Origin of the sequence: Curtobacterium sp. ER1/6, from assembly GCF_001742745.1 — a bacterium.
Classification (GTDB): Bacteria; Actinomycetota; Actinomycetes; order Actinomycetales; family Microbacteriaceae; genus Curtobacterium; species Curtobacterium citri.
In genome coordinates this window covers 1-11339 of record NZ_MJAK01000019.1, presented here as the reverse complement: position 1 = coordinate 11339, position 11339 = coordinate 1, and the positions used below count along the sequence as shown (strand labels likewise).

The following is an 11339-nucleotide window of genomic DNA, read 5'->3' as shown; positions in this document are numbered from 1 at the left end:
GGGCAGGTTACTCACGTGTTACTCACCCGTTCGCCACTAATCACAGGAGCAAGCTCCTGATCATCGTTCGACTTGCATGTGTTAAGCACGCCGCCAGCGTTCGTCCTGAGCCAGGATCAAACTCTCCGTAAAAAAATTACAGATCCGACACCCCGAAGAGCGCCGAACCGAGTTGAAACTGACTGTAAAGACTGTCTACTGACAATCAATTCAATCCAAAAGGAATTGTCTCCGTACCTCCACAAGTGAAGGCAACGGGGTCAATAAATTGGCATTGACAATGTGCACGCTGTTGAGTTCTCAAGGACCAGACGCACCCCCCACTCCGACCGCAGAACACGATCATCATCAGAGGGGCTGGAAGCTCGCTGCCCGGGCGAGACTCGGAGGCGACCTTCCGGCCGATCCGTTCTCCGCCTCAGCGGCAACGAGTGATTACTCTACACACGCCCCGGGGGTGCAGCGAACCGGGCCACCGCCCGGGCGTGTCGTCCCCCGACTTCCCCGCGGACTCGCGGATGTCGGGGTACTGGTGCTCTCCGCCGACGCCGGGAACGAGGGGAGGCGCGGTGCGAAACTCGCACCGCGCCTCCCGTCCGGAGCGGACCGTCTGGAACGAACCGTTCGAAACGGACGATCCGGATCGGACCGCCACCCGGCAATCCGAACAGCCCTCGCCTACTCGGCCGCAGCCAGCTGACCGCAGGCGCCGTCGATCTCCTTGCCGCGGGTGTCGCGCAGCGTCGTCGGGACGCCGGCCGCGTTGAGCCGGCGGACGAACTCGTCCTGCACGTGGGGCTCGGACGAGGTCCAGACCGAGCCGGGCGTCGGGTTGAGCGGGATCGGGTTGACGTGCACCCACCCCTTGCCCCGGGCGTTGAGCTTCTCCGCGAGCAGGTCCGCACGCCACGCGTGGTCGTTCATGTCCTTGATGAGGGCGTACTCGATGGAGACGCGACGACCGGTCTTCGCGTAGTACTCGTACGCGGCGTCGATCGCCTCGTCGGCCTTCCACCGCGAGTTGACCGGGATGAGCTCGTCGCGGAGCTCGTCATCGGGTGCGTGCAGCGAGAGCGCGAAGGTGAGGGGGATGTCCTCGTCCGCGAGCTTCTTGATCGCGGGGACGAGCCCGACGGTCGACACCGTGATGCCGCGGGCGCTCATGCCGAGACCGTGCGGCTGCGGGGCGACCATCGTGCGGACTGCCTCGATCACGCGCTTGTAGTTCGCGAGCGGCTCCCCCATGCCCATGAAGACGATGTTCGTGACACGCTCGGCGTCGACGCGGTCCTGCCCGCCCTTGCGCGGGTCGCCCCCGAGCTCGCCGGCGGCGATCGCGGCGTTGGCGCGCACGATCTGCTCGATGATCTCCGCCGTCGACATGTTGCGCGTGAGCCCCGCCTGGCCGGTGGCGCAGAACGGGCAGTTCATCCCGCACCCGGCCTGCGACGACACGCAGAGCGTGATGCGGCCCGGGTAGCGCATGAGCACCGACTCGACCAGGGCGCCGTCGTGCAGCTTCCAGAGGAACTTGATCGTGTCGCCCTTGTCCGTCGCCAGGCGCCGGGTTTCGGTGAGGAGCGGCGGCAGCATGCCCGCGACGAGCTCCTCGCGCTGGGCGGCGGGCAGGTCGGTCATCGTCGCCGGATCGGACGAGTAGTGCGTGAAGTAGTGCGTCGACAGCTGCTTGGCGCGGAAGCCCGGCAGGCCGAGCTCCTTGACCTTCTCCACACGCTCCTCGACCGTCAGGTCGGCGAGGTGCACCGGCGGCTTGCCGCGCTTCGGCGACGCGAACTGCAGGAGGGGTCGGCCCTCGGAGTCCTGCGCCTGGGTCCAGCCCTCGGTGCGTGGGCGCACCTGCGGACGAGCGGAGCGCTGCTCCTCGAACGGGGTGCGGGTCTCGGTGGCCATCACTCCAGTTTACGGGAGGTGCGCAACTCCCCGCGGACGCGGTCGGAACGGCCCGCCGACGAGCATGCGGACGGGAGGCTCGACTCGACTCCCCGGGTCCGCTCCATCGGGCGGACGGCCGGGTCACTCCCCCGCGGGCAGGAGGCGGGCGAAGTGGTGCGCGTTCGGGTACACCGGCACGATGTCGACCGGGTCGCCCGGGTGCGGCGCCTGCAGCACGATGCCGTCGCCGAGGAAGATCCCGACGTGGTCCTCGTTGTCGAACACCACCAGGTCGCCCGGCTGCGCCTCGGACTCGGGGATGGTCGTGGCGACCGCGTCCTGCGACGGCACGTAGTGCACGAGCGGGATGCCGACGGCCGCGTACGCGACCATCGTCAGGCCGGAGCAGTCGATGCCCGCGTGGCTCGCACCGCCCTCGACGTACGGGTCACCCATGTACTGCAGCGCCGTCGAGACGATCGTGGCGCGCTTGCCTCCGGCGGACAGGACCGCCGAGATGGCGTCCTCGGCCTGCTGCGTCGTGACGCCGTACTTCGTGACGATGGTCGGGTAGGACACGACGGTCGTCGTGGTGGTCATGCCGTCGGTCTGCACGACCGGGACCTCGACGTCGCGGGCGACGGTGAAGGACTGTGCGTCGTCTGCCGCGGTGGTCATCGACGAGTCACGCGACTGGTCGTGGGACGAGGTCGCCGGAGCCGCGTTCGCCGGCAGGGCGAGCGTCAGGCTCGAGGTCACGGCGAGCGCCGGCGCGAGCAGGAGCGCCGCCCGCTTGGCGTTCACGGCCCGACGGACGTGGCGGGGGTCGGCGGCGCGCTCGGCCCGCAGGACGGCCGTCCGGGTCAGCACCGCGGAGCCGGCGACGGCGGTCGACGCGAGCGGGCGCGGCACGGGACGGTGCACCGTGCGGGGCGAGGGGGCGTGCTCGACGCGGACCGCGCTGTCGGCGGTGGCGTCCGGGGCGGCACGACGGCCACGGGGACGACGCAGCTCCGCGGGACCAGAGGGGACGGACGGCGACGACCCGGGTGCTGCCGGCTCAGGTGCTGCCGATCGTGCAGCGTCGGGGGCTGCGGGCAGGGCGTGACGTCCCATGGTTCCTTCCGGGTCGGCCGAACGACTCGGGAAGACAACGTATTGGTAACGGTGCGGTCACAGGCTGGGCAGTGCCCCCGGGTTCCTGCGGTTCGTCTCAGTCTCGCGCGAGGTGCTCGGCGACCCGTTCCTGCACGGCCCGGGCGTCGTGGTGGTCCCACAGGGCGAAGTGCGTGCCGCCCGGCAGCGTCACGAGCTCGACGTCCGGCACGGCCGCCGCGGCACGGGAGCTGTGCCCGAACGGCACCTCGGTGTCGGCGTCGCCGTGCACGAGGAGCGTCGGCGCACGGACGGCCCCGAGTTCCAGGTCGTCCACCGCCCCGAGCACCCGCACGTCGTTGTCCCACCCGGGCCGGAACGCGCCGCCCGCGTTCCCGCTGGTCGACAGGTCGAGCACGTCCCGACGCCGGCGGAGGTCGTGCACGACCTCGGACACGTGGGCGGTCAGGGCGCGTCCGTGCAGGGAGCTGACCCCCGCCTCGACGGTGCGGACGACGACGGACGGCAGCACGCGGGCGGCCGTCGCGGCGACCGCGGCGCCGAAGGACGTGTGCGCGACGACCCACTCGGCGAGCGACGGTCGCGCCGGCGCCCAGCGGCCGGAGAGCCCGGCGGCGACCACGAGCGAGCGGACCCGGTCCGGGTGGCGGACCGCGAAGCGGTAGGCGACGGGTCCGCCGCCGGACCACGCGAGCACGGCGACGCGGTCGATGCCGGAGCGGTCGAGCAGGGCGGCGTAGCGGTCGGCCTCGTCGTCGAGCGACGACCGACCCGGGACGAGCGGCGTGCCCGGGTACCCGGGCCGGGCGACGGTGACGACCCGGAAGCGGTCGGACGGCAGGAACCGTGCCATGGCGTCCGCCGCGGTGATGCCGCCCGGGGTGCCGTGCAGCACCAGGACCGGCGCGCCGGTGCCTCGGACGGCGACCGCGACGCTGTCCGCACCGGTGGCGGGCGACGTTCCGGGCTGCATCCCTGCACGCTACCCAGGCGACCTCGCACCGGACCGGGCGGGCGCGGTGGACGCGCCGCGCGCCTCCCCTCCGACCTGCGGATCCGGACAGGCCTGCGCATCCGGAGACGCCTGCGGACGGGCCGGCCGCTCGACCGCCGAGGCGACCGCGATCGTCCGGCGCTGGCCGCGGAGGGTCTCGCCCGGGTGCTCCCCGTAGAGCGCGGCGTAGGACCCCGAGAAGCGACCCATGTGCCGGAACCCGCACGAGTGCGCGACCTCCGCGACGGTGGTCTCACGGGCATCGGCGAGCTGCAGCGCGATCCGCGCCTTCGCCAGCCGGAGGTCGCGGAGGAAGTCGGTGGGGGTCGTGGCCTCCTGCCGCTGGAAGGTCTCCTGCAGGGTCCGGACGCTCATCTCGGCAGCCCCGGCGATCTCGGCCGCCGTGAGCGGTCGGAGGAAGTGTGCGTACATGTAGGCCTTGGCCCGGTCGAGGGCGGCGACCGGCACGTCCGGCAGCCCGCCGTCGGGCGCGGGGTGGAAGGCGTCGATGACCGCCTCGGCGAGGGCGAGGTCGAGCGCGGCGCGGGAACCGTCGGCGACGGAGACGTCGAGCATCGGGCCGGCGACCTCCCGGAGCGTCCGCTGCAGCGGTGCGAGCCGGACCGACGGCGCGGAGACCGGGAAGGCGAGCGGGACCGGCGGTGCTGCTCCCCCGAGGACCGCGACCGCCTCGAGGAAGTCGGCGTCGAAGTGGACGAGGTGCACCGTGCCGGCCGGCGCGGACACCCGGAACGGGCGCCCGGCGGGGAGCATCACGGGGACGCCCGGTCGGAGGGTGACGCCGTCCTCGCGCTCGGGGTCCACCACGACGCCGCCGTCCGCCGACCACGCGAGCACGTACTGCCGCCCCGGCGTGAGGACACCCCGCAGGTGCGCGGTCGAGGACGCGGTCCGCAGGCTGACGCAGCCGTCACCGACCGAGCGGTACCGGAAGGCGAAGGCACCGTCGAGCGCGTCCGGACCGAACACGACGTCGCGCGCCCCGTAGACGCTTGATGCGATGTCCCGCGCCTCGTCGGGGTCGGTGCCGCTGCGGACGACCTCGTGGACGGCGGTCCGCCGCGAGGCCCCGGTCGGGGGGTCGGCAGGCGGGGCGACGGTCACGTGCGGTCACCGCGGCCCGGACCGCGCACCCGGGCGAGGTCGGCGAGCGACGGCGTGACCGCTCCGTCCGGCACCGCCCACCCGCGACGTGCGGCACGGCGGAGCGTGCGGTAGGTGGTCACCCGGACCTGCTGGACGCGGTGGTCGGACTCGTACGTCGACATGTCGTGCTCCCTGCATCACGACCGTCCCGCGTCCTGCCCGGTCCCGGGACCTCGGGGTCGGGTTTCCCGACCCGAGCAGCCCCGCGTGCCGCGGACACCGGACGATCTCGTCGTGTTCGCGACGGTACGCGCGGGGTGGACGGTGGGACGCGGGGCGCGTCCAGCGTCCGCGCAGATCGGACGGACCCGGACGGAACGGCGGCCGGACCGGGCGCGGCGGCGGTCGGTCGTGCACGGCGGCGGACGGGAGGCGCGGGTCGGGCCGGTGGCGCGCCTCCCGTCCGCCCCGGTGTCGGTCCCGCCGTTTGCCGGTCCGGCAACGCACCTTGCGCCCGTCGCCCGGTCCGCGGTGCACTGGGCGGATGCAGGCACACGAGCACACGGGCACCGGGGACGCCGGGACGGCACACGGCGGCGGCACGGTCGACACGGACGCCGTCGATGCAGGGACGACCGCCCGCGAGTGGTGGGAGGCCCGGTACGCCGCCGGTGACGGCATCTGGTCGGGTCGGGTGAACGCCGTGCTCGCGGCGGTGGCACCGACGCTGCCGCGCGGTGCCGGTCGGGCGCTGGACCTCGGCTGCGGGGAGGGCGGCGACGTGGTGTGGCTCGCCGAGCAGGGATGGACCGCGACGGGCGTCGACCTGTCGGACACCGCCGTGGAGCGCGGACGTCGTGCCGCCGCGGCCGCCGGTGTCGGGGAGCGCACGTCCTTCGTCGCCGCGGACGTCGCGACCTGGGCACCCGACGGCGACGACCGGTTCGACCTGGTGACCGCGTCGTTCCTGCAGTCGTGGCCGGTCGAGATCCCCCGCGCCGCGATCCTGCACCGGGCCACCGGCCTCGTCGCCGAGGGCGGGCACCTGCTCGTCACCGCCCACGCCGCACCGCCGCACGCCGACCTGCCCGAGGCGTTCCGCGCGTACCGCTTCCCGTCGCCGGAGGATGACCTCGCGTCGCTCCGGCTCGACGAGGGCTGGGAGGTCGTGGTCGCCGAGGGCCGCCCGCGCAACGCGACCGGAGCCGACGGGGAACGGCACGACACCGTCGACAGCGTGGTGCTGGTGCGACGCCGCGCGATCTGACCCGACGTCGGTGCGCTCCGGCACGGTCGCGTAGCCTCGGCCCCGTGTTCCTGATCTTCGGCACCCGCGGTACCGACACCCTGCTCACGGTCGTGCAGTTCGTCTGCGGGGTGTGCGGCGTGCACGCGGCGCAGCGCGTGGTGCGGCGCACGACCAAGCTCAGCCTGTTCTTCGTGCCGCTCGTCCCGCTCTCCCGCTCCTACCGGAACGAGTGCGTGAACTGCGGGGCCGTGACCCGGCTCACCGCGGAGCAGGCCGAGCACGCCCAGGGGTGGTCGGCGGGACAGCCGGGGGTCTGACCCCGGTCAGTGCCGGCCGCTGTCGACGGGTCGGCTGCTGTCGATGGGGCGGCCGCTGTCGATGGGCAGCGAGTCGCTCGTGGTGCGCAGGGTCTCCTGCCGGAGCTCGAGCTGCGTGACGGCCAGCGCCGCGAGGTCGCGGAGGTTCGCCAGGTCGGCCTCGGTCGCCTCGCGGGGACGGACGTCGAGGACCGCCAGGGTGCCGACCGCGGTGCCGTCGTGCCGGAGCATCGGCACGCTCACGTAGAAGCGGATGCCGAGCGGCCCGGTCACGAGCGGACTCTGCCGCATCTCCGGGTGGACGGACCCGTCCGGGATCACGACGGGCACGGGCACCGGTGCGAAGCCGTTGCGGAAGCTGATGTTCCGTGCGGCCTCGTCGACGCCGTCGGCGATCCAGGAGTGCGACCACTCGCGGTCCTCGTCGAGCACGTCGACCAGGGCGATCGGCGCGTCGAAGAGCCGGGCGGCCATCGCGACGGTGCGCTGGAGGGACTCCTCGGGCAGCGTGTCGAGGGTGGCGGGCCGGTTGCTGTCGACCGTGCCGGTGCCGGTGCCGGTCGCGGTGCCCGTTCCCGTGCCCGTGCCCGTGCCGCTGTCGGCCGTGTCCGGCGTGGACCGGCCGGCGGGCTCGGCAACCGCCGGGCCCGCGGAGCCCGACGCCGCCTCGTCCGCGGTCTCGGCGATGAGGACGTCTCGGAGCATCGCGACCAGCTGGCCGCCGAGCGGCCGTGCCGACGGGTCCTGCGCGGTCATCGCCCGGAGCAGGTGCTTCCACCGCTCGGGCAGCGGCTCGGGCACCACCGGGTCGCGGGAGAGCCGCGCGATCGCGGACTCCACCAGCGACCCCGGGAACTCCCGGCGGCGGGTGAAGCACTGGAGCAGCACGAGGCCGAGCGAGTAGACGTCGCTCGCCGGGCCGACGTCCGCGCCGCGGGCCTGCTCGGGACTGAGGTACGCGGCCGTGCCGGTCGTCACCCCGTCCGCGGTGAGCCGCTCGACCCCGGCGGCCAGGGCGATCCCGAAGTCGGTCAGTCGGGCCCGCGCACGCTCCGAGCCGTTGCCGTAGTCGACGAGCAGGATGTTCGACGGCTTGATGTCCCGGTGCACGACGCCGTGGGCGTGGATGTAGTCGAGGGCCTCGGCCATGTCGTAGCCGATCTCGGCGATGTGCCGCGACGCGAGCGGCCCCACCGAGAGCCGGGCCTCGAGGTCCTGGCCGAGGATGAGCGACATCACGATGAAGCGCTGCGACCCGCCGTCTGCACCCGTGACCACGCCGGCGTCGAGGAGTCCGACGAGGTTGTGGTGTTCGAGGGCCGCGAGCACGCCGAGCTCGCTCTCCTGCCGGGCGATGTCGACCGAGCCCGGGTGGAAGAGCTTCACCGCGACCGGTCGGTGCAGGACCTCGTCGGTGGCGCGGTAGACCACCGACATCCCGCCCTGTCCGATGGCGCCCTCGATGCGGTACCGGCCGTCGAGGAGCGGCGCGGCGTCGTCGTCGTGTCCCATGCGTTCCTCGTCGTCGGTGTCGGCAGGCAACGATGCATCTTCGCATCCCGCTGGCCGCATCGTCCGCCGCGCCACGTTCGGTGGACCGAACGCGTCGGCGGGGACCCCGAGCGACCACCGGCCCGCCGGTAGCGTGGTCGCCATGCACACGCACGGTGAGACGGCCTGGGAGGACCACGTCGCAGCACTCTGGGACGACACCGCGGTCGGGGACGAGGAACGGATCGCCCGCATGCGCGACCTCGCCTCGGTCGCACCACACCCGGCGCTCGGTGCCTTCGAGCTCGGAGGCGCCTTCGACTCCGGGGGCCGCGAGGCCGACGCACACGAGCGGTACGCGGCGGCGACGGCAGCGGGACTCGCGACGGTCGATCCCGACCGAGCGGCGCGCATGGTCGTGCAGCACGCGTCCACGCTCCGCAACCTCGGGCGGGTGGACGAGGCCATCGCCATGCTGCGGGACGCACCGCACCACCCGTCGACGGGTGCGGCTCCCCGTGTGTTCCTGGCGCTCGCGCTGCACAGCGCCGGCCGTGTCGACGAGGCACTGCGGGTGGCGATCGAGGCCGTCGAGCCGACGCTCCCCCGTTACAACCGATCGGTGCGGGCGTACGCGGCCGCGCTCACGGACGCAAGCTCCCGCTGACCAACGGGACCGAACGACGGACGGGAGGCGCGGTGCCAGCTGGCACCGCGCCTCCCGTCCGTCGTGGGGTCTCGCCTCAGCGCGAGGCGGCCTTCTCGATCTTGTTGCGGAGCTTCGCGCGCTGCTTGCGCGCGTGCGGGTCGTTCCAGGCCTTGCGAATGGTCTCGGCCGTGCTCGTCTTCTCGACGACGGGTCGGTTGGACCGGGAGCCGATCCAGATGCCGACCAGGGCGATGAGCCCGATGACGATGATGCGGTTGCGCATGGTGTCCTCCTGTGCGGTTCCTACTGGACGCGGGAGCTGGTCTGGCTGAGGGCGGTGCGGGTGCCGCCGGTGAGGTGGACCAGGACCGGTACCGGTCGGCCGAGGGTGCGGTCGAGGGTGGTGACGGCGTGGTCGACGGCGTCGAGGACGGTGACCGCGTCGCCGCCGCGGCGGACGTGCACCCGGATCCGGGCCGCCCGCTGCTTCTTCACCAGGTACGTGTCGACCCGCGACGAGACGACGTCGTGGACGTCGGCGAGTTCGTGGTCGATGACGTCGCGGACGAGGGCGACGTTCACGGTGACCTGGTCGTCACCGGTGCGTTCCCGGACCGCGACGGACGTGCCGCCACCACCACGGGTGAACACCACGACCAACGCGAGGACGATCACCACCGCGCAGATACCGGCGATGATCCACAGCGCCGTGCCCGGCACGGTGACCTGCTGCGGCAGGGCCACGTACTGCTGCACCGCGTCGCGGACGGGTTGCAGCACCCCGGTGCCGATCACGACCCCGGCGACGATGCCGATCAGGCCGATCAGGAACAGCAGGACCCGGTTGAAGCCGCGGTTCGTGGTGGTCATGCCAGGGTTCCCTTCTGTTCCACGGTGACCTGCACGCTGGAGCCGTGCTTGCCGCCGAGGCGGCTGAGGCGTTCCTGGACGGCTTGCTCGACGACGTGGGTGTCGACGGGGATGCCGGACAGGGGCACCACGTGCACCTGGGTGCGGTGCCCACGCGCCGACGCGCTCGTGTTGGCCTCGGGGACGTCTGCTGCGTGGGCGGCGGCGTTCGCGGCGGTGGAGGCGAGGATGCGGGTGTCGATGATCACCGCACCGCGTTCGTGGTCGATCGCGGAGCGGGGCTGCCGGCCGGGCCCCAGAGCCAGGACGACCAGCACGATGCCGGCGATGACGAGGACGGCGGCGATGACCTCGGCGATGGTCGTGAACGCGGCGTCGGGCTTGAGGGCGGTGTCGACGACGGTCTGCGGGTCCGCCAGCAGGGGTGCCTGACCGATCGCCTTGAGGACCGCTTCGGTGCCGATCCACGCTGCGACCAGGATCACGACGACCAGGGTCACGGCCAGGGCGGTGGACCGGGACCGGTGGATGCTGCGGCGTCGCAGCCGCTTCTCGAGCTGTTCGGTGCTCATGTGCTTCCTCCTACCGGACCCGGCCCTCGTGCTCACGCACGAGCCCGGTCAGTTCGATGTGCGTCCGACCCACCCGACGGCCGGCCAGCTCGCTGACGCGCTGCTTGATGTCGTCCGCGGCGGACGCGGCCGCACGGACGATGTCGGGCTGGTCCCGGATGGGGCCGGTCACGTCCAGTGCGAGGGATCCCTGCTCGTCGTCGATCCCCACGCGCAGCCGCTTCGCGGGCACCCGGAGGCGCTCCGCGGCGGCGGCCCGTGCCAGGGCCGTCAGAGCCCGGGCCGTGATCTCCACGCGGCCCGGGACGGCGCCTGCCGGGACGCTTCCCGAGCCGGTGCTCGCCGGGCCCGCGGTCACCGGGAGCTCCGGCGTCCGGTCAGCACGTCCGTCAGGGCACCCCGGTCGATCTTCCCGGTCACCAGCGCCGCCACGAGCGCACCGACCAGACCGAACACGACCACCAGGACGAAGCCCCAGAACCCGAACTGCAACGCCACGACGGCGAGGATCGCCCCGATCAGGGCACCGATCAGCGTGTTACTCAACGCGGGACTCCTTCTTGTCGTCGTTGTCGTCGTCGTCGCCCGGGATGAAGACGTCCTGCACGGTCACGTTGACCTCGGCGACCTCCATGCCGACGATCTGCTGCAGCGCACGCGCGACCGAGGAACGCACCCCGTCCGCGACCTGCTGCAGCGACACCGGGTACTCCGCGACGATCGTGATGTCAGCGGCGACCTGCTTCTCGCCGACCTCGACCTTGACACCCTGACCGTGGTCACGCTGCCCGATCGCGTCACGCAGCGCACCGATCGCACGAGCGGCACCGCCACCGAGCGAGTGCACACCGTTCACCTCACGCGCGGCGATCCCGGCGACCTTCGACACGACCGTGTCATCGATCGTGGTCTTGCCCGCAGTGCCCGAGGCGTTGCTGCTCGTGGTGCTGATGGTGCCCGTGGAACGGGTGGCGGCCGCGGTGGTCGCGGGGGTGGTGGTGGTGTCAGCCATTGGTTGCTCCCTTCGAGACCCGCCGGGACACGTTCCCAGCGGTTGCTGTTCACGGATGAGACGGGGTGA

15 protein-coding genes and 1 rRNA gene are annotated in these 11339 nt (G+C 72.7%); 3 read left to right on the top strand and 13 right to left on the bottom strand.

The genetic code is table 11. The features are described 5' to 3' along the window. The 6 genes from Cus16_RS15855 to Cus16_RS16780 form a co-directional block, all read right to left on the bottom strand. Window positions 1-132: ribosomal RNA gene (locus Cus16_RS15855) — 16S ribosomal RNA — on the bottom strand; the annotation flags it as partial. 546 nt (window positions 133-678) lie between these two features. Further along, a complete protein-coding gene (gene rlmN, locus Cus16_RS15850; protein WP_069713634.1) occupies window positions 679-1911 on the bottom strand; it encodes a 23S rRNA (adenine(2503)-C(2))-methyltransferase RlmN in 1233 nt (410 codons plus the stop codon). 123 nt (window positions 1912-2034) lie between these two features. After that, a complete protein-coding gene (locus Cus16_RS15845; protein ID WP_069713633.1) occupies window positions 2035-2805 on the bottom strand; it encodes a C40 family peptidase in 771 nt (256 codons plus the stop codon). 301 nt (window positions 2806-3106) lie between these two features. Beyond that, window positions 3107-3982: an alpha/beta fold hydrolase gene (locus tag Cus16_RS15840; protein ID WP_069713632.1), complete on the bottom strand. Its 876-nt coding sequence runs from the start codon at window positions 3980-3982 to the stop codon at window positions 3107-3109. A gap of 9 nt (window positions 3983-3991) precedes the next feature. After that, entirely contained in the window at window positions 3992-5128 is a 1137-nt protein-coding gene (locus Cus16_RS15835) for a helix-turn-helix transcriptional regulator (RefSeq protein WP_069713631.1), read from the bottom strand. Next, complete coding sequence (locus tag Cus16_RS16780; RefSeq protein ID WP_182048080.1) at window positions 5125-5292, bottom strand: hypothetical protein; 168 nt, start codon at window positions 5290-5292, stop codon at window positions 5125-5127. The genes Cus16_RS15835 and Cus16_RS16780 overlap by 4 nt, the downstream gene beginning before the upstream one ends. Before the next feature lie 362 nt (window positions 5293-5654). Between Cus16_RS16780 and Cus16_RS15830 the strand changes: the two genes are divergently transcribed. Next, complete coding sequence (locus tag Cus16_RS15830; protein WP_083264064.1) at window positions 5655-6377, top strand: class I SAM-dependent methyltransferase; 723 nt, start codon at window positions 5655-5657, stop codon at window positions 6375-6377. A 44-nt stretch (window positions 6378-6421) separates the two neighbouring features. Further along, window positions 6422-6676: a zinc-ribbon domain-containing protein gene (locus Cus16_RS15825; protein WP_069713630.1), complete on the top strand. Its 255-nt coding sequence runs from the start codon at window positions 6422-6424 to the stop codon at window positions 6674-6676. Window positions 6677-6682: 6 nt separating this feature from the next. On the opposite strand, the gene Cus16_RS16775 is transcribed toward Cus16_RS15825, so the two are convergent. Further along, window positions 6683-8218 carry a protein kinase domain-containing protein gene (locus Cus16_RS16775; protein ID WP_189319622.1) on the bottom strand — a complete coding sequence of 512 codons (1536 nt, stop codon included), beginning with the start codon at window positions 8216-8218 and terminating at the stop codon, window positions 6683-6685. 112 nt (window positions 8219-8330) lie between these two features. Between Cus16_RS16775 and Cus16_RS15815 the strand changes: the two genes are divergently transcribed. Beyond that, complete coding sequence (locus tag Cus16_RS15815; protein ID WP_069713635.1) at window positions 8331-8834, top strand: tetratricopeptide repeat protein; 504 nt, start codon at window positions 8331-8333, stop codon at window positions 8832-8834. Window positions 8835-8910: 76 nt separating this feature from the next. Here the strand turns inward: Cus16_RS15815 and Cus16_RS15810 are convergent, their stop codons facing one another. The 6 genes from Cus16_RS15810 to Cus16_RS15785 are packed head-to-tail and all read right to left on the bottom strand — an operon-like array spanning window position 8911 to window position 11270. Continuing rightward, window positions 8911-9099 (bottom strand): hypothetical protein, encoded by a 189-nt coding sequence (locus Cus16_RS15810; protein WP_069713628.1) that lies wholly within the window; start codon window positions 9097-9099, stop codon window positions 8911-8913. Window positions 9100-9119: 20 nt separating this feature from the next. Then, complete coding sequence (locus tag Cus16_RS15805) at window positions 9120-9686, bottom strand: hypothetical protein (RefSeq protein ID WP_069713627.1); 567 nt, start codon at window positions 9684-9686, stop codon at window positions 9120-9122. Beyond that, complete coding sequence (locus tag Cus16_RS15800; RefSeq protein ID WP_069713626.1) at window positions 9683-10258, bottom strand: DUF6286 domain-containing protein; 576 nt, start codon at window positions 10256-10258, stop codon at window positions 9683-9685. Before Cus16_RS15800 ends, Cus16_RS15805 begins: the two co-directional genes overlap by 4 nt. Window positions 10259-10268: 10 nt before the next feature. Beyond that, the gene (locus Cus16_RS15795; RefSeq protein WP_069713625.1) at window positions 10269-10616 is read right to left on the bottom strand and encodes a hypothetical protein; all 348 of its coding nucleotides are present in this window, start codon (window positions 10614-10616) and stop codon (window positions 10269-10271) included. After that, window positions 10613-10804, bottom strand: coding sequence for a DUF2273 domain-containing protein (locus Cus16_RS15790; protein ID WP_069712986.1), 192 nt, complete (start codon window positions 10802-10804; stop codon window positions 10613-10615). Before Cus16_RS15790 ends, Cus16_RS15795 begins: the two co-directional genes overlap by 4 nt. Next, window positions 10797-11270, bottom strand: coding sequence for an Asp23/Gls24 family envelope stress response protein (locus Cus16_RS15785; protein WP_069712987.1), 474 nt, complete (start codon window positions 11268-11270; stop codon window positions 10797-10799). The genes Cus16_RS15790 and Cus16_RS15785 overlap by 8 nt, the downstream gene beginning before the upstream one ends. Window positions 11271-11339 lie beyond the last annotated feature (69 nt).